General features: G+C 55.3%; 15 protein-coding genes. 4 read left to right on the forward strand and 11 right to left on the reverse strand.

The window, feature by feature from the left end; all coding sequences use genetic code 11:
* Positions 1-68: 68 nt before the first annotated feature.
* The 6 genes from CDH48_RS00185 to CDH48_RS00210 all read right to left on the reverse strand — a co-directional run bounded on the left by CDH48_RS00185 (position 69) and on the right by CDH48_RS00210 (position 5,748).
* Positions 69-533: a DUF3015 domain-containing protein gene (locus CDH48_RS00185; protein WP_100686696.1), complete on the reverse strand. Its 465-nt coding sequence runs from the start codon at positions 531-533 to the stop codon at positions 69-71.
* A 274-nt stretch (positions 534-807) separates the two neighbouring features.
* Positions 808-1,509: an ABC transporter ATP-binding protein gene (locus tag CDH48_RS00190; RefSeq protein WP_100686697.1), complete on the reverse strand. Its 702-nt coding sequence runs from the start codon at positions 1,507-1,509 to the stop codon at positions 808-810.
* 8 nt (positions 1,510-1,517) lie between these two features.
* Entirely contained in the window at positions 1,518-2,273 is a 756-nt protein-coding gene (gene livG / locus CDH48_RS00195; RefSeq protein ID WP_100686698.1) for a high-affinity branched-chain amino acid ABC transporter ATP-binding protein LivG, read from the reverse strand.
* 6 nt (positions 2,274-2,279) lie between these two features.
* Positions 2,280-3,551, reverse strand: a complete 1,272-nt coding sequence (gene livM, locus CDH48_RS00200; RefSeq protein WP_100686699.1) for a high-affinity branched-chain amino acid ABC transporter permease LivM — start codon at positions 3,549-3,551, stop codon at positions 2,280-2,282.
* A complete protein-coding gene (gene livH, locus CDH48_RS00205; RefSeq protein WP_100686700.1) occupies positions 3,551-4,474 on the reverse strand; it encodes a high-affinity branched-chain amino acid ABC transporter permease LivH in 924 nt (307 codons plus the stop codon). The genes livM and livH overlap by 1 nt, the downstream gene beginning before the upstream one ends.
* 161 nt (positions 4,475-4,635) lie before the next feature.
* Positions 4,636-5,748 (reverse strand): branched-chain amino acid ABC transporter substrate-binding protein, encoded by a 1,113-nt coding sequence (locus CDH48_RS00210; protein ID WP_100686701.1) that lies wholly within the window; start codon positions 5,746-5,748, stop codon positions 4,636-4,638.
* A 232-nt stretch (positions 5,749-5,980) separates the two neighbouring features.
* On the opposite strand from CDH48_RS00210, the gene CDH48_RS00215 reads away from it, so the two are divergent.
* The gene (locus CDH48_RS00215; RefSeq protein WP_100686702.1) at positions 5,981-6,475 is read left to right on the forward strand and encodes a MarR family winged helix-turn-helix transcriptional regulator; all 495 of its coding nucleotides are present in this window, start codon (positions 5,981-5,983) and stop codon (positions 6,473-6,475) included.
* Positions 6,476-6,508: 33 nt separating this feature from the next.
* On the opposite strand, the gene lon is transcribed toward CDH48_RS00215, so the two are convergent.
* On the reverse strand, positions 6,509-8,959 hold the full coding sequence (gene lon / locus CDH48_RS00220; RefSeq protein WP_100686703.1) for an endopeptidase La: 2,451 nt from the start codon (positions 8,957-8,959) through the stop codon (positions 6,509-6,511).
* A gap of 163 nt (positions 8,960-9,122) precedes the next feature.
* On the opposite strand from lon, the gene trxA reads away from it, so the two are divergent.
* Positions 9,123-9,986 (forward strand): thioredoxin, encoded by an 864-nt coding sequence (gene trxA / locus CDH48_RS00225; protein ID WP_100686704.1) that lies wholly within the window; start codon positions 9,123-9,125, stop codon positions 9,984-9,986.
* A gap of 129 nt (positions 9,987-10,115) precedes the next feature.
* Here the strand turns inward: trxA and CDH48_RS00230 are convergent, their stop codons facing one another.
* The 4 genes from CDH48_RS00230 to CDH48_RS00245 form a co-directional block, all read right to left on the reverse strand.
* Positions 10,116-10,346, reverse strand: coding sequence for a hypothetical protein (locus CDH48_RS00230; protein WP_100686705.1), 231 nt, complete (start codon positions 10,344-10,346; stop codon positions 10,116-10,118).
* A gap of 68 nt (positions 10,347-10,414) precedes the next feature.
* Entirely contained in the window at positions 10,415-11,206 is a 792-nt protein-coding gene (locus tag CDH48_RS00235; protein WP_100686706.1) for a sterol desaturase family protein, read from the reverse strand.
* 14 nt (positions 11,207-11,220) lie between these two features.
* The gene (locus tag CDH48_RS00240) at positions 11,221-11,784 is read right to left on the reverse strand and encodes a hypothetical protein (RefSeq protein ID WP_100686707.1); all 564 of its coding nucleotides are present in this window, start codon (positions 11,782-11,784) and stop codon (positions 11,221-11,223) included.
* Between the two features lie 147 nt (positions 11,785-11,931).
* A complete protein-coding gene (locus CDH48_RS00245) occupies positions 11,932-13,296 on the reverse strand; it encodes a KamA family radical SAM protein (RefSeq protein ID WP_100686708.1) in 1,365 nt (454 codons plus the stop codon).
* Between the two features lie 567 nt (positions 13,297-13,863).
* On the opposite strand from CDH48_RS00245, the gene aceE reads away from it, so the two are divergent.
* Together aceE and aceF are read left to right on the forward strand one after the other, a co-directional pair.
* Positions 13,864-16,527, forward strand: a complete 2,664-nt coding sequence (aceE, locus tag CDH48_RS00250) for a pyruvate dehydrogenase (acetyl-transferring), homodimeric type (protein ID WP_100686709.1) — start codon at positions 13,864-13,866, stop codon at positions 16,525-16,527.
* Between the two features lie 10 nt (positions 16,528-16,537).
* A complete protein-coding gene (aceF, locus tag CDH48_RS00255; protein WP_100686710.1) occupies positions 16,538-18,229 on the forward strand; it encodes a dihydrolipoyllysine-residue acetyltransferase in 1,692 nt (563 codons plus the stop codon).
* Positions 18,230-18,399: the final 170 nt, after the last annotated feature.

Raw genomic sequence — 18,399 nt, forward strand, 5'->3', positions numbered from 1 at the left:
GGATCAGAAAGGGTCGGGCGGGGGAAGCGCGCCATCCTTGGCGCTTTTGCATCCCTGCAGTTCAGCTATCAGGCCGCGACGTATTTACTCAGCGACTCGTTCTTTTCCAGTAGCGCAACGATGGCATCTACTGCTTCACCAGACGTAGTGTCAGAGTTCGGGAAAATGACTGCGAAGTTATCCTGCAGAAGTTGACGGAAAGCACCACGGTCTGCTTCTTCCACGCCCAGAAGAACCGCAAGGGTTTCCAGGTTTTCGCCATTACCACGAGACATATCGCGAGCAACCTTATCGATGTTGCTGTCCATGTACATGGCCATTGACTGAACAGACTCATTGGTCTGGCAGCCAAGGGTACCGGTGGTCATGCCAAATGTCTGGTTACCGAACGTAGCGTTGGTTGTCGCAGCCAGTACGTGGGGAGCAATGCCGGACTGTCCCTTCCAGATCATGGCGCCAACGCCGCAGCCTGGCTGGGCAAATGCCATGGAAGAAGCACCCAGAAGAATTGCACCTGCGATCAGTTTTTTCATTGTCCACTCCTTTGTCTATTTATACAGTCGTCGCAAATTCCACAGAGCCCGCTCTGCTGCCGGCTGTGTGGACACGGCCCTGACGGGTTCCTGTGAGAACAGGCGTAAAGACCGTTGCCATGAGTATAGTGCAGATTTGCTAATAGCAAGTCTTTACTTCTGTGACTACCTGATTTTAACAGACTATTTGGCCTCTCCGGCAAAATACGCTGTAGCCCGCGGGCGTAAAAAAACCGGAGCAGGCTCCCGGTTTTGCTGTTGGGTAAACGTACATTCAGCCGCCCAGATAGGCGTTTTGCACATCCGGATTTTCGAGCAGGTTCTTGCCCGTGTCGTGCAGGCGAATCTTTCCGGTTTCCAGCACGTAGCCACGATCGGCTAGATTCAGCGCCTGATGGGCGTTTTGCTCCACCAGGAACACGGTAATTCCCTCGTCCCGCAGCTGCCCTATGATCTCGAAGATCTGCTTGATAACCAGTGGCGCCAGCCCAAGTGAAGGCTCGTCCAGAATCATCATGTTGGGCCGGCTCATCAGGGCACGCCCGATAGCCAGCATCTGCTGCTCACCGCCGGACATGGTGCCTGCCCGTTGGTTTTCCCGCTCTTTCAGACGCGGAAAAAGCTCATACACATGAGCCTGGCTTTTGCGAATTTCCGATTTGGTGTTGAAGAAGCCGCCCATGTGCAGGTTTTCTTCAACGGTCAGTCCGGAAAATATTCTCCGGCCTTCCGGCACTATGGCAAGCCCTGAGCGCATGATCTGTGCTGTAGGCTCATGGGTGATGTCGCGGCCTTGCAGGATGATACGCCCGGAGCTGGCCTGCGGTGTTCCGCAAACGGTCATCAGCAGGGTGGTTTTGCCGGCTCCGTTGGCGCCGATCAGTGACACGATTTCACCGCGATTCACTTCAACAGAAACCCCGTGCAGGGCCTCGATTTTTCCGTAATGGGTGTGGACGTTTTCCAGTACAAGCATGCTCATGTTCAGGCCTCGCCCAGGTAAGCTTTGATCACGTCGTCGTTCCGGCGGATTTCTTCCGGTGTGCCACTGGCCAGGGGTTTGCCCTGGTTGATGACGTTGATCCGGTCTGAAATGTCCATTACCAGGCTCATGTCGTGCTCAATCAGCACCACGGAAACGTTGTAGTCCTCTTTCAGGCTGATAATCAGCTGATTGAGTTCTTTGGTTTCCGCCGGGTTGAGACCGGCCGCCGGCTCGTCGAGCATCAGCAGTTTGGGCTCTGTGACCATGCAGCGGGCTATCTCGAGCCGTCGCTGCTGGCCGTAGGCCAGGTTGCCCGCATCACGGTTGGCGAGTTCCAGGAGGCCGACACGTTCCAGCCAATACGCAGCACGGTCCAGTGCTTTCTGCTCCCGTTGCCGGTAGTTGGGCGTACCCAGCAGGCCGGATATCATGTTGGTGTTGAGATGCCGGTGCTGGGCTACGAGCAGGTTTTCCACAACGGTCATCTGGGTGAACAGGCGAACGTGTTGAAAGGTTCTCACCATACCCATGCGGGAAATCTTGTAGTCCGGCTTGCCCTGAACCTCTCTGCCTTCAAAGAGAATCTTGCCGCCAGTGGGTTTGTAAAAGCCACTCATACAGTTGAATACGGTGGTTTTGCCAGCACCGTTGGGACCGATGATGGAAACGATTTCCCGCTCCTGAACGTCCAGTGACACCTGGTCTACTGCCAGCAGGCCGCCAAAGCGCATGGACAGCTTCTGTACTTCAAGCATTGTCTGTCACTCCTGCCTGTTCAGTTTTATGTGTATTCGGCGCATGGGCAGCAAGCCCTGGGGTCGCCACACCATCATTAGCACCATGGCAGCACCGAAAATCAGCATGCGGTATTCGGAGAACTCCCGCGCCAGTTCCGGCAGGATGGTTACCGCGATAGCAGCGAGTATCACGCCAAGCTGGGAGCCCATGCCCCCCAGAACCACAATGGCCAGGATGATGGCGGATTCCAGGAATACAAAAGATTCCGGGCTGATAAAGCCCTGCTTGGAGGCAAAGACAGTCCCCGCAAAGCCGGCGAAAAAAGCGCCAATAGTAAAGGCGGAGAGTTTCACTGCAGTACGGCTGAGGCCGAGGGAGCGGGCTGCAATTTCATCCTCACGCAGGGCTTCCCAGGCGCGGCCTACGGGCATTCGCATGAAGCGGCGAATAATCAGTGCCGTGATAACGGCAAGCACCAGGGCAATCAGGTACAGGAAGATGATTTTGTGCTCACTGGCGTAGGCAATGCCAAAGGTCTCGTGGAAAGACGTATTGCCTTCCTCCTTGACGCGGCGGCCAAATTCCATGCCGAACAACGTGGGGTCGGGTATGCCGCCGATGCCATTGGGGCCGCCGGTCAGGGTTGTCCAGTTGTTGAGAAGAATGCGGATAATCTCGCCAAAACCGAGGGTAACGATTGCCAGATAATCCCCCCTCAGTCGCAATACCGGAAAGCCCAGAATCATGCCGGTCAGCCCCGCCAGCAGCGCACCGATGGGCAGGGCCATCCAGAACGAGATGCCTGTGTACTGGGAGAGCAGGGCAAAGGTATAGGCGCCAACGGCGTAGAAGGCCACGTACCCCAGGTCCAGAAGACCGGCCAGGCCAACCACAACGTTGAGACCCAGTGCCAGCATGATGTAGATCAGCACCAGAGTGGCCAGATCCACGGAACCCCGCGACACAAGAAATGGCCAGAACAGTGCAAATATCACTATGCCGGTCAGTATCCAGGACTCCAGCTTGACCCGTTTGGATTGCTCCATGGGCTCTCTGCCGGCCAGTGGGTTGAGATTGGGCAGTTTGCCCAACACACCCATAAACGAATCACGGAAGATCTGGAACACAAATACCACAACGGCGGCCAGAACAATGGCCACGTAGGTTGAGGTTTTGGCTCCGGTGAGTGTGATATTGATACCTTTGGCTTCCAGATTGAGGCCAAGGATCGGGAACGAAATAATCAGCGTGACAATCGCGCAGAACAACGCGTGTCGCAGGTTGTTAGCTGCCATCAGATTTTCTCAACCTCCGGTTTGCCCAGTAGCCCCGTGGGTTTGAACAGCAAAATAAGAATCAGCAGGCCGAAGGATACGACGTCCTTATACTCACCACTGAGGTAACCCGACGTCAGACTTTCAGATACGCCGAGAATCAGGCCGCCGAGCATGGCACCGGGAATGCTGCCGATACCGCCGAGCACGGCTGCGGTGAAGGCTTTCAGCCCGGCAATAAAGCCGAACAGAGGGTCTACCGAACCGTAATACATACCCAGCAACAGGCCCGCCACGGCTGCCAGCGCGGCACCTATTACAAAAGTGGCTGAAATAATACGGTTGGTGTCGATGCCCAGCAGGCTGGCCATACCCAGATCCTGCGAGACTGCCCGGCAGGCGCGGCCGGTGCGGGAGCGGGAAATGAACAGCGACAGCGCGATCATGCAGATCAGGGTGGTGATAAAAATGGTGATCTGTATGTACGACAGTGACATCTGGAACGCACCGTCAGCGCTGAAATTGAACCCGCCCTCAATAAGTGCCGGAAAGCCCACATTGCGGGAACCCTGGGCCAGGTGCACATAGTTCTGCAGGAAGATGGACATACCGATGGCGGAGATCAGCGGGATCAGGCGGTGCCGGCCACGCACAGGCCGGTAGGCAACCCGTTCCACCGCCCAGCCCATGGAGCTGGAAACAATCATGGCGCACACGAGCGCAACGATGAGGATGAGCGGAAGCCAGGCCAGGCCGAGAGCGGTCAGGCCGGTTATGGCAATAAGCGCGGTATAGGCGCCAATCATGTAGATCTCACCATGGGCAAAGTTGATCATGCCAATGATGCCGTAAACCATCGTGTATCCGATGGCGATCAGGGCATAGGCGCTCCCGATCGTTAGCCCGTTAATGAGCTGTTGAGAGAAGTAAAGGAGGTCTTGCATTGTTATTTGACTCCGGAGACCTGCTCCCTCCGCTGCTTCACTCCGGGCACAGGGTAATTGCGCCAGGTGTGAGACAGAATCAGCAGGAGCCTAGAAAAACACCTTCTCCCGGATCGCGGTGAGAAGGTGTTCTCATGATTACCGTTAATTAACGATTTGGCTTAGTTTACCGGAGTTTTGCTGCCATCTGAATGCCATTCGTACACAACAAACTCGAATGACTTCATGTCGCCAGCTTTGTCATATTCCACTGTGCCGATCGGCGTTTCAAAGGTGCCGCTGCGCAGAGCTGCGGCAACATCGAACGGGTCCTTGGACTCTGCAGCTTCAATGCCGTCTGCAATCAGCTGCACGGCAGCGTATGAGGTCAGTACGAATGGGCCGGAGGGATCTTCATTTTTGGCTTCGAACGCTTTTACCAGCTCCTGGTTTTCCGCTTTCTCGTCAAAGCTCGGGGGCAGGGTCACCAGAAGCCCTTCGGCTGCTTCACCGGCAATGGTGTTGATATCCTTGTTACCAACGCCTTCAGGGCCCATGAACTTCGCATCCAGATCAGCCTGGCGTGCCTGGCGCAGAATCAGGCCCAGTTCAGGGTGGTAGCCGCCAAAGTACACATAATCCACATCGGCCTGCTTGAGCTTGGTGACCAGGGAGGAGAAGTCCTTGTCGCCCGCGGTAACACCCTCAAACATGGCAATTTCAACGCCTTTGTTTTTCAGTGTGTCGCGCACAGCCGTGGCGATACCCTCACCGTACTGTTGCTTGTCGTGCACAATTGCAACCCGTTCCGGATTCTGGCTCGCAATATAGTTGCCGGCAACCGGGCCCTGCATGCTGTCCAGACCGATGGTCCGGAATACCAGCTCATAACCGCGCTCGGTAATCTCCGGGCTGGTTGATGCAGGCGTGATCATGAGCACGCCTTCGTCCTCATAAATGTCTGAGGCAGGCTGGGTTGAACTGGAACAAAGGTGACCCACAACAAACCGGACGCCATCATTTACCAGGCGGTTTGCCACGGTTACGGCCTGCTTCGGGTCGCACACGTCATCGTATTCCACGGCAACCAGCTTCTCGCCCATTACGCCGCCTTTGGAGTTGATTTGCTCGATGGCCATGCGGGCGCCAGAGAACTGCATGTCGCCGTACTGGGCAACCGGGCCGGTTACCGGGCCGGCAATACCAATCTGGATCTCGGCGGCAGCATGGCCTGCGCCCATAAGTGCAACGGAGGCGCTAACAGCGGTTACAAGTTTCTTTATTGAAGTTGTCATTGTGTCTGTCCTGTTTGGTTCAGGGTTATTCTTGTGTTCTCAGATAGTTAAACAAACACTACACACCCTGTCTTGTCAAGCGGACTCAGGGTTAGTTTGTTTATTTAACAATTATAGCCCGGACAGCAGGGGAAAACCGCGACGCCTGTCCTATTGCATTCAGGAGCGCAAAGACCTCTAATACTTAGTGGTGTAAATAAATTGCGCAAAGCCTTGTTGGAGCAGTAACACATTGAATAACTACGAGCATGTTCTGGTAGCACTCAGGCGTGTTATCCGGGCAACGGATCTTCATTCAAAGCGACTCAGCAAGAATGCGGGGCTTACTGGCCCGCAGCTTCTGATTATGCGAACCATCCGGGATCTGGGTGAGGTAACCATCGGTACCATTGCCGACAACGTGAGCCTCAGCCAGGCGACCGTCACAACCATTCTGGACCGGCTGGAACACCGGCAGCTGGTTTACCGTGTGCGCAACACCCGGGACAAACGAAAAGTCCATGCACATCTGACCGAGAGCGGTGCAGATATCCTTGCCCGGGCTCCGAACCCCTTGCAGGAAGATTTCATCAAAAAATTCCAGAGCCTTCACGAGTGGGAGCAGAACATGATCCTGGCCTCCCTCCAGCGGGTTGCCAACATGATGGATGCCGACGACATTGACGCCTCGCCGGTGCTGGATGTAGGGCCGGTCCTGAAGGATGATGGCTGGAAGGAAAGGGCCTGAGCCTTATCCTTCCAGGGGGTTGGTCCGGTTGCTTCAGTGCACGGATGAACCTGTTTTCGGCTTGTTGCCAAAGCACACCTGAAACACATCGTTGTAATGCCGGGCAAAATTCACCGTCAGCCCCTCCCGCAGATAATCCGGCAGTTCGTCGTAATCGCCACGGTTTGCTTCCGGCAGAATCAGGTTACTGATTTTCTGCCGGCGGGCCGCGATGACTTTTTCGCGAATGCCGCCAACGGGCAGCACCTGGCCTGTGAGCGTCAGCTCCCCGGTCATCGCTGTATTTTGCTGGGGCGCCTCCTTGCGGGCAATGGAAAGCAGCGCTGTCGCCATGGTAACGCCTGCGCTGGGGCCGTCTTTCGGCGTTGCACCTTCGGGTACGTGAAGGTGTACGAATGATTTATCGAAAAAGCCGGGATCCCCTTTGAACCGTTTCAGGTTTGAGGAAATATAACTGTAGGCAATTTCTGCCGACTCTTTCATTACATCGCCAAGCTGGCCGGTCAGTTTGAAGCCGCGCTGACTGCTGTGTACCCGTGTGGCTTCGATGCTCAGAGTGGCGCCGCCCATGGCCGTCCAGGCCAGGCCGGTTACCACGCCCACACCCTTGAGGGCTTTCTCTTTCCGGAAAGCCGGCTGGCCCAGGTATTCCGGCAAATCGGCCACGCCTACCTTCACCGGCTTGTCGGGGGCTTCCAGCAGTTTTACGATGGCCTTACGCATCACTTTGTGCAGCATCTTTTCCAGATTCCGCACGCCTGCTTCCCGGGCATAGCCTTCGATAATCTGGCGAATGGCGGCATCGGTAATGTTGAATTGCTTTTTCAGCAACCCTGCGCGCTTCAGCAGCCTGGGCAACAGATGATTCTTGGCAATGGCCAGTTTCTCTTCGGCGATATAACCAGACAACCGTATAACATCCATCCGGTCCAGCAAAGGCCGGGGAATGGTGTCAAGCTGGTTGGCCGTGCAGATGAACAGCACTTTGGACAAATCCATGCGCACATCCAGGTAGTGGTCCAGAAACTCCTTGTTCTGTTCCGGGTCCAGGGTTTCCAGCAGCGCCGAGGCGGGATCGCCCTGGTAAGAGGCGCCGATCTTGTCGATTTCATCCAGCATGATCACCGGGTTAGCAACCTTCGTGTCTTTCAGCGCCTGCACAAACTTGCCGGGCATGGCTCCAATGTAAGTGCGCCGGTGGCCCTTGATTTCTGCCTCATCACGCATGCCGCCCACACTGAACCGGTAGAATTTGCGCCCGAGTGCGTCTGCTACCGAATGGCCGATTGAGGTTTTGCCCACTCCCGGCGGACCTACGAGCAGGAGGATTGAACCACTGACTTCACCTTTAAAGGTGCCTTCCGCGAGAAACTCGATGATCCTGTCTTTGACATCTTCAAGGCCGTCGTGATCACGGTCAAGAATTGCGCGGGCTTTGGCCAGGTCAAACTTATCCTCCGAGTGCTGGCCCCAGGGAACCTGCGTCAGCCAGTCCAGGTAATTGCGGGTAACGCCATACTCCGGCGAACCGGATTCCAGAACCTGCAGCTTTTGCAGCTCATCTTCAAAGCGCTCCTGCACCGCTTCGGGAGGATCCAGTTCCGCCATCCGCGCTTCAAACCGTTCCGCCTCTGCCGTTTTATCGTCTTTTGATATGCCCAGTTCGCGCTGGATGACTTTGAGCTGTTCTTTCAGGAAGAAGTCCCTCTGGTGCTTCTGCACCTTCTCGTTCACCTCTTCGCTGATTTCAGTTTGCAATCGCGCAACTTCCAGTTCTTTGCGCATCAGCAACAACACTTTTTCCATGCGCCGGAGCAGGGGAACTGTATCCAGCACGCTCTGGAGCTCCGAACCCGGTGCACTGGTCATGGAGGCACCGAAATCTGTCAGCGGAGAGCTGTCTTCCGGGCCGAAACGCGAGAGATACTGTTTTACCTCCTCGCCGTACAGAGGATTGGTGCGTAGCAGTTCCTTGATGGCGCTGATAATCGCAAGAGTGTACGCCTTGGTTTCATCCGCATCTTCCTCGGGTTCCCGGGGGTATTCCACTTCAACCAGATACGGTGGCTTGCGGCGCAGCCATTGCACTATCCGGAAGCGTTGCAGGCCCTGGGCAATAAACTGCACATGGTTGTCCTTGTTCTGGGCATGATGCACGCGCACGGCGCAGCCCACCGTTGCCAGCTCATCACTCTGGGGAATGTGCTGCCCGGGCTCGTGGTCATCAACAAAGCAGATACCGAGCATTTTGTGATCGGTTTCGCCCACACGCTTGAGTGTTTCCTGCCAGGGGTTCTGATTCACCATGACAGGCTGTACCTGGGCGGGGAAAAATGGCCGGTTTGAAACAGGCAGTACATATATGCGCTTGGGCAGTGACTGCTGAGGCAAAGCCAGGTCTTTACTGTGCTCGTTCTTGCCGATGTATTCGGTTACGTCTTCCTCGAATTCTTCCAGAGAGTCTATTTCGTTATCGTGATTCATGCCGTACCTGTGTCGATAAGAGGAGTGTATACAGCCTAAGTTGAGCCGGAAGTCATATTTTCAAGCATGGGAACTACCTATGTCTTGAACCGGCGCTCTTGAATTCCACCCTGACGGGCCCCAATTAACGTTCAACCAATAACGAACATTTCAGGTGCCCGACATGAGCAGTTCTCCCCATATATTTGAAGCCACGATGGAAAACTTCCAGCAGGAGGTGATGGAAGCCTCTGCCTCCACGCCCGTACTTGTGGATGTGTGGGCGGAATGGTGCGCACCCTGCAAGCAGCTTATGCCCGTGCTGGAAAAACTGGCGAACGAATATCAGGGGGCCTTTCGGCTTGCCAAGGTGAATGCCGATGAGCAGGAGCAACTCACAGCCAGCCTGGGTGTGCGCAGCCTGCCAACCGTTATTCTTGTGAAGGATGGCCAGGCGGTTGACGGATTTAACGGCGCCCTGCCCGAGAGCGAAATTCGCAAGGTGCTGGAGAAACACGTGGAGCTTCCTGAGGAGCCCCCATACGAAAAAGCCCACCGGATATGGGAAGAGGGCGATATCGAGGGCGCGATGGAAATCCTCTCGGAACTGAACCGGAAAGACCCGGAAAACCTCAAGGTACTGATTGACCTCGCCCAATTGAAGGCCGAAACCGGCGATCTGGAAACTGCCGAACAGGTTCTGGAAAGCCTGCCACCCGAGGAAAAACTGCAGCATCAGGCCAAACAGCTCGCAGCCCGAATAAAATTCCTGAAGCAGTCTGCCGAACTACCGCCGGAGAAAGACCTGCAAATGGCGCTGGAGCAGGATCCGAAAGACCCCAATGCCCTGCATTTGCTGGCACTCCATAAGGTGCTTCAGGAAGACAACGCCGCCGCCATGGAATTACTGATCCGGCTTATGCAGGTAGACAGCAAATACAAGGACGAGGTGGCAAAAACTACCCTGGTGGAGCTGTTTGAGAAGCTGGGGAATAACAATCCGGATGTGCGGACTTATCGGCGTAAGCTTTATACGTTGATGCATTGATCCGGCCCGCGCGGCCGTGGCCTGGCTCAAAATTCTGGAGAAGGTTGGGCCGGCGCTTGGCCGGCCAGGTCACAATCACGAATAAGATTGACTCAAACCACGAAGTGCTGGAGTGGCTGGAGGTTGGTTTCAGGCTTCGTCGCCAGCATGCTCGTCAGAGTCAGCCTCTTCTTCGGCGCCCTCGTCCTCATCTTCATCCGGAGCTTTCTCGTCAGAATCAGCTTTTTCTCCAACGCGTTCATCACCGTTGGTGTCTTCCACAGCTTCGCCGCCGTGTTCGTCTTGGGCTACAGCAACGCCACCGAATGACAGAGCGGCAAGCAGGAACATCAGGGCAATAAAAGAGTGAAATGTTTTCATACTGTTTCTCCTGTTGGGGGCAGTACGTTTTACTTATACTCGCCTTAATACCTACGAGCAATGTCCTACTATGGATGTTCGGGGTTCTGATTTCTTGATCGAAACGGCTCTGTCAGCCAGGTGCTGAAAGACAGATAATCCTCTCGGCCCTCGGCAAGACCCAGGTGAGTCATTTCCTGTTCGTCTGGTTCGGCGTAAGTGCCAAAAAGACGGTCCCAGACGATAAAGATGGTGGCAAAGTTGGCATCGCCTGTTCGGCGGGACACCGTATGGTGGCTGGTATGGAACCGGGGCGTAACAATAAAGCGCCGCAGTCTGCGCTCCCAGCGCTCGGGCAGATCAATGTTGGAGTGATGGAACTGGCTCGTCAGGCTTACAGCCGCTTCGAACGCCATAAAGCCGACCAGAGATGTCCCCCAAAGCGCGATCCAGCCCAGCTTCACGAAAAAAGAAATGAACAGCTCACCCGGATGAAATCTCAGTGCTGTGGTGATATCGACGTGTGTGTCCACATGGTGAACCTTGTGGAACCGCCAGAGCAGGCCCAGGCGGTGATTAAACCGGTGCCACCAGTAGTCAAGCATGTCCAGTACGATAATGGTTGCGAGGATGCCGCCAAGGCCGCTGTACCCGAGCATCGGGGCCAAACCCCATCCCTGTTCCACCACAAGCTCTGTCCAGTAGAGAAACGGTGCGAGAATCACCAGCTTGAGAAGCACCGTGTTAAAAATGGCCATGGCCATATGGGTTCGCAGGCGTTTCCCCCGCGGTTCCTGCCAGGGGCGGGCCGCAAACAGGGTTTCTGCGCCGTAGAGCAGAGCGAAACCAAGGAGGAAGATAGCAAGTTTTACGTCGTCCATGGTCTCATGCCCGCCTAACGCAGAAGGTTGATTCGGTCATTCACGAAATTGTATCTCGGCTGCTGCACCCATTGGTTGTCTGATCGCGCGGGGAGCTTATGAACATTTTCTTCGTAGACGACCAGCTCGCCATTCAGCTCCTGCAGCCAGAAATCGAGATCGTAGGTTTTATCCGGGTCGTTGATCTCGGCAAAGTTGGTGCAGGCAAAATAGAACTGGCCATCAATCACACGCACCGGGTCGTGAATCATCTGAAACCGCAACTGCAGATTCTGGCTGGTGCGTGGGTCGGTAATTTCGAACACGCCGGGGTTACCCAGCTCCGTGCGCTTGCGGATGTGCTCGCGCATGGCAGCTTTGATCTCGCTGGATGAAAAGCGTTTGTTGCCTGGGGCTTTGTCTGTGGATTTCGATGGGGCAAGGGTCTCCGGCTCATCACTGATCCGGGCATTGGTTTGATTTTTCAGGCTGGTGGTCTCGCCCGTGTCACCGCCACAACGGGCAAGGGCGAGAACCAGAATGACAGGCAACGCAATCCAGGCTTTGCGGGTGAGCCATGTCCATCCGGAGGCTTGCATAGCGCACTTCCTCAGCTGTGTTTGTAGAGGGCTTCGTTATCATTATAGCTTACGCAGCATGTAGCGATTCGGATGGTGCTCGCAAGCGCCTGCTTCCCACCTGCCTCTGGAAGCAAGCGCTGTATGGCCAGGTCACGGCCTGGGCAATCAGCCGTTCCCTTTCTTCATCGCCTCAAACTCATCCTCAAAGAAAAACTTCTCCTCACCAAACGCCGGCTCCAGCTCATGTAGCCAGGTGGCAGTGTCGCTGTATTTGGCAAAGAAGGGGCGTTGAACCCAATCCGGGTTTCGGCCCTGCAGGAAACGCAGCACAAAGACCTTTTCGCCGGCGACTTCAGTAATGCCCTGAACCTCCACCTTGCCGGGGCCAGCGCTCATGCTGGGGCCACGGGCGGTGCGGGCCAGGCCGCTGACCTTTTTCATGGCTTCGCGGTATATGTTAAAGGCTTCGGCCAGGGGTACTTCAAAGTAGTTCTTGGCGCCGGTATCCCGCTCTACAAACATGTAGTAGGGGATGATGCCCAGCTGTACTTCTTTCTTCCAGAGCTTGGCCCAGGCGTCTGCGTTGTCGTTAACGTGTTTGATCAGGGGCCCCTGGGCGCGAATTTCAGCACCGGTTGCACGAATGCGGCGAATGGCCTCTTCGGCGATGTCGGTGGTGATTTCCTGCCAGTGATTGTAATGGGCCATGATGGCTACGTGCTTGCCTGCATCCACCAGCCGGGCAAACAGGTCAGTCAACTCGTCGGCATCCTTGTCCGTCACAAAACGGTAGGGCCAGAAGGTAAGAGCCTTGGTGCCGATGCGGATGGTCTGGATATGGTCGAATTCCGGCTGCAGAAGGGGTTCAAGGTACTGAGCCAGGCTCTTGGTTTTCATCACCATGGGGTCGCCGCCGGTCACCAGCAGGTCCGTCACTTCGGTGTGTTCCTGCAGGTAGCCATGCAGCTTCTCGGCTTCGGTGCTGGACATCTTCAGGTCTTTGTCGCCCACAAATTGCGCCCAGCGGAAACAGAAGGTGCAATAAGAGTGGCAGGTCTGGCCCTGGGCAGGGAAGAACAGCACGGTTTCACGGTACTTGTGCTGCACACCGTCCAGAACCTCACCTTCCAGTTCCGGCATGTTCATTTCCATCTGACCGGCCGGGTGTGGGTTCAGTTCATCACGGATCTCTTTGGCAACGACCTGGATCTCTTTTTTGTCAGCGCCCTCTTTGAGCATCCGGGCCATGCGCTCGAAGTGCTCGTCTTTCAGCATGCCTTTTTGTGGAAAAACCAGCTGATAGATGGGGTCGTTGGGGACTTTGCTCCAGTCAATCAATTCGTTGATGACATACTCATTAACGCGGAATGGAAGCACACTGGCCACGACTTTCATCTCGAACAGTGTTTCTTCCGGGAGGTTTTGTATGGCGTCGATTTTATCGAGCTGGCGGTCGGTATAAACCTTGAAGCGTCGCTCCTCGAACTCGGTGGTGGGAATTCGGTTTGGAAAGGTGACGATGGAGTTCATGATTCGCCCTCTGTATTAAGCGTCAGAAATTGAAGGATGGCCAAATAAACGCCACTCCGATGGTCAAAAAATGGGCAGATGAGTATACAGAAATTGCTGTTTCGTTTCAGGTCTAACTAAAAAGTCAGAGCAAAAAAACGGAATATTTTCCGAGAGTTTTTTTAAGTTATTGAAAGTATAAGAAAAATAAATTAACCATTTCACGCGATTCCTGTCAGGATCGTTTAGCACGGTAATTAAAAGCCAGGCTGTGCGGCCACTACGACGATAGTCTGAGTCAGGTTGTTTGGTGTTCAAAAAAAAGGCATTATTGCGTAACTAATCGAAATTATCTTTGCTCATTTCAGGCAATTGTTACGTTTAAGCAATATTTTCAGGTTTTGCGTAGTAAAAATACTACGGGATTCGCGTTGGTTTGGGTGTATGGGCAAGTGCCAGATTAAAACCAGCCATTCGGCAGGGCCGGACAGCAAAAGCCGGGCAGGAAAAACAGGAAAGCTGTTCTATGCTTGTTAAATGCCAACTGCGGCGCCTGCTGCACTTTTTTTATGTTAAGGGGGAGGTTTGATGTACCAGGATGATGATCCCATTGAAACCAATGAGTGGCTTGATGCGCTTGAGTCACTGATGGAGAACGAGGGTATAGACAGGGTAAAGTACATTCTGGAACGCCTCTCTGAGCGCGCCAGCCGGGATGGCACCGAGCTACCCTATTCTATTACCACGCCGTTCCGGAACACTATCCCGGCAACACAGGAAGCCCGGATGCCGGGTGATCTGTTCATGGAGCGCCGGATTCGCTCGCTGATCCGCTGGAATGCCATGGCGATGGTTGTGCGGGCCAATAAGCGCCCCGGCGATCTGGGCGGGCACATTTCTACCTTTTCATCGGCAGCCACTCTGTACGATATTGGTTTCAACTACTTTTTCCATGGTGGCGATGAAAAGCGGGAGTCCGATCTGGTGTACTTCCAGGGGCACGCCGCACCGGGTAACTACGCCCGCTCCTTCCTGGAGGGGCGCTTCACGGAAGAGCAGCTCGATAAGTACCGGGAGGAAGTGGACGGCGACGGCCTTTCCTCCTACCCACACCCCTGGTTGATGCCGGATTACTGGCAGTTCCCCACGGTATCCATGGGGCTTGGGCCAATTCAGGCCATCTATCAGGCCCATGTAATGAAATATCTCGATAGCCGCGAGCTTATCGAAATGGGGGATCGGAAGGTCTGGTGTTTTCTGGGTGATGGTGAAACCGACGAGCCCGAAACCCTCGGCTGCATCTCCAAGGCCGGGCGTGAAAACCTCGACAACCTGATATTTGTAGTGAACTGCAACCTGCAGCGCCTGGATGGGCCGGTGCGTGGTAACGGCAAGATTATCCAGGAGCTGGAGGGTGCCTTCCGTGGTGCCGGCTGGAACGTCATCAAGGTGGTTTGGGGCAGGGTATGGGATACCCTGTTCGATAAGGATGAAAACGGCGTAATGCAGCGTGCCATGGATGAGATCTGCGATGGCGACTTGCAGAACTTCACCCACAACGGTCCGGCTCACACCCGCAAGCATTTCTTCGGCAAGTACCCCGAGCTGGCCAAGCTGGTTGAAGGCTGGTCTGATGAAGATATCAACAAGCTCAACCGGGGCGGGCATGACCCCTACAAGGTTTATGCCGCCTACAAGAGGGCAGCGACCGAGGCCAATGGCAAGCCTACGGTAATTCTTGCCCATACCATCAAGGGTTATGGCTTTGGTGCAGCGGGTGAGTCCCAGAACACGGCGCACTCGCTGAAGAAACTCGATATAGAAACACTCAAGGGCTTCCGCGACCGCTTTGCCATCCCCCTGAAAGACGAAGAGCTGGAAGACGTGCCCTATTACCGCCCGGCACCTGACAGTCCTGAACTGGTATACATGAACAAGCGCCGGCAGGAGCTGGGTGGCTTCTTTCCCCGGCGCCGTAAAGATTCCCAGCCCCTGAAAATTCCCGATCTGGATATATTCAAGCAGGTTCTGGAGGGTTCAAACGGCCGGGAAATCTCTACAACCATGGCGTTTGTGCGCCTGCTGAGTGCACTGGTTAAAGACAAGCGTGTAGGCAAACGCGTTGTGCCGATTGTGCCGGACGAAGCCCGGACATTCGGTATGGAAGGCATGTTTCGTCAGCTCGGGATCTACACCTCCGAGGGCCAGAAGTATGTGCCCCAGGATCGTGACCAGATCATGTATTACCGGGAGGACAAGAAAGGCCAGATCCTGCAGGAAGGTATCAACGAGGGTGGCGCTATGGCCGCATGGATGGCGGCAGCTACATCCTACAGCAATAACAACTTCCCGCTGATTCCATTCTACGCTTTCTATTCCATGTTTGGTTTCCAGCGTGTGGGCGATCTGGCCTGGGCTTCCGGCGACATACAGGCCCGCGGCTTTCTGATTGGCGGCACCGCCGGACGTACTACGCTTAATGGCGAAGGCTTGCAGCACCAGGACGGCCACAGCCATGTTCTGGCGAACACAATTCCCAATTGCCGCGCTTACGATCCCTCTTATGGTTATGAGATGGCAGTTATCATCCACCATGGCATGAAGGAAATGTACGAGGAGAATAAAAACCTCTTCTACTACATCACCATGGAGAACGAAAACTACGAACAGCCGGCCATGCCCAAGGGAGTTGAAGAGGGCATTATCAAGGGCATGTACAAGTTCGAATCGGTAGAGGTGAAAGGCGGCAAGAAGAAGCTGCGTGTGCAACTGCTTGGCTCCGGCGCCATCATGAACGAGGTCCGCCACGCCGCGCAGATGCTCAAGGACGACTGGGGCGTGGCCTCGGATGTCTGGAGCGTCACCAGCTTCAACGAACTGGCCCGCGATGGTCAGCACGTTGAGCGCTGGAACTTCCTGCACCCCGATGACAAGGGCCGTAAAGCCTATGTTACCCAGTGCCTGGAAAAGCAGACTGGCCCGGTGGTTTCCTCTACGGACTATATCAAGCTGCACTCCGAGCAGTTGCGGGCGTTTATCCCGAAAACCTACCTTACCCTGGGAACTGACGGCTTTGGCCGCAGTGATACCCGGGAGAAGCTGCGGAGTTTCTTTGAAGTGGATCGCTATTACGTAACGGTAGCTGCCTTGTCTGCTCTGGCCAAAGATGGCGAGATCAAGGAAGAGCAGGTTCTTGAAGCCATGCGCAAGTACGGAATCGATCGCAACAAAACGAACCCGGCGCACAGCTAAGGAGACCGTCATGAGTGAACAGGAAATCAAGGTTCCCGATCTTGGCGGGGCAGAAGAAGTTGAAGTTATTGAGCTTCTGGTGAGTGCTGGCGATACGGTTGAAACAGAAGACCCGATCCTGACCGTTGAAACTGATAAAGCGTCTGTGGAATTACCATCCCCCGGCGCCGGCAAGATCACCAAACTCACTGTAAAGGTGGGTGACAAGGTGAAGGAAGGCGACGTAGTTGGCATGATGGAGGCCAGCGGTGAATCAGGTGGCACCGATGATGCCTCCGGCGACGATTCGGACAGCGAGTCGCAAGAGGCGTCCGATAAGAAAGCGGAGGCTGAATCCAGCTCCGGAAGCGAAGCCGGGGCGCAGGACGAAAAGCCGGCAGCGCCGAAGAAATCCGGTGGTTCACGCAAGGAAACCGTGCTGGTACCGCCTCTGGATGGTATGGAAGATGTACCGGTTATCGAAATTAACGTTTCCGAAGGCGATACCATAGACGTTGATGATCCGCTGGTAACCGTTGAATCTGATAAGGCGACCATGGAAATCCCGTCGCCCTATGGTGGCAAAGTCACGAAAATACTGGTTACCGAGGGCGACAAGCTGTCTGAGGGCGACAAGCTGCTGGAGCTGACCGTTGAACAGGACAGCGGCGATGAGGGCGGCGAGCAGGAAGAAGAAGCGCCCGCTGGCTCCGATCAGGAAGCAGAGCCGGAGGCCAAAGCGGCTGCAGAGAGCCAGGAGAAAGAGCCCGCTGTGCAGCCCCAGAGCGCAACCTACGAGCCACCGGCGCCGGGTGCCAAGGTTCATGCCGGCCCGGCTGTGCGCAAGCTGGCACGAGAGCTGGGTGCAGACATGACTCGCATCAAGGGGTCGGGCCCGAAAAGCCGGATTCTGAAAGACGATGTGCAAGCCTACATCAAGAGCCAGTTGCAGCAGGCCCAGCAGGGTGGTTCTGTGGGAACAGGGTCTGGCATTCCTGGTGTGAAACTGCCTGACTTCAGTCAGTTTGGTGATGTTGAGCGGGAAGCCATGTCGCGGATGATGGCGGTTACGGCCACCAACATGCAGCGTAGCTGGCTGAATGTGCCCCATGTTACCCAGTTTGAGGATGCCGATATCACCGACATGGAAGCCTTCCGGAAATCCCAGAAAGCTGCCGGTGAGAAAAAAGGCGTGAAGATGACGCCTTTGCCCTTCATTCTCAAAGCCTGTGCAACAGCGCTGGCGGAGTTGCCCCAGTTCAATGTGTCTCTGGATATGGAGCGTAAAGAGGTGGTGCGCAAGCAGTACATTCATATTGGTATTGCGGTGGATACACCCAACGGGCTGATGGTTCCGGTGATTCGCGATGTGGATCAGAAAGGCCTCTGGGAGCTGGCGGCAGAAAGTGCCGAGCTTGCCCAGAAAGCCCGGGACAAGCAGCTGAAGCCTGCTGAAATGCAGGGTGCCTGCTTTACCATCACCAGCCTGGGCGGCATTGGTGGCACCGCGTTCACGCCGATTGTGAATACGCCGGAAGTGGCGATTCTTGGGGTATCCCGGGCCGCCATGAAGCCAGTGTGGGACGGTAACGAGTTTCAGCCAAGGCTGATGTTGCCGCTGTCGCTGTCTTACGATCACCGTGCGGTGAACGGGGCAGATGCGGCGCGGTTCACTTCGCTGCTCAGCCAGCTGCTTGGGGATATTCGTACCCTGCTGCTGTGATAGCCGCTAGAACTGCTCCCAGCCATTGAGGTTTGGGGCGCGAGAGGCGGGCATGACAATTCAGGACACGCTACGAGCCCATCCATGGGGGCTTGTTTCGGGCCATCCATGGCCCTCTACAGTCCTGAATTGTCATGCCCGCCTCTCTCGTTCTGGCATCTGTGTTTTCG

The sequence above is a fragment of the Marinobacter aromaticivorans genome (assembly GCF_002806975.1).
Classification (GTDB): domain Bacteria; phylum Pseudomonadota; class Gammaproteobacteria; order Pseudomonadales; family Oleiphilaceae; genus Marinobacter; species Marinobacter aromaticivorans.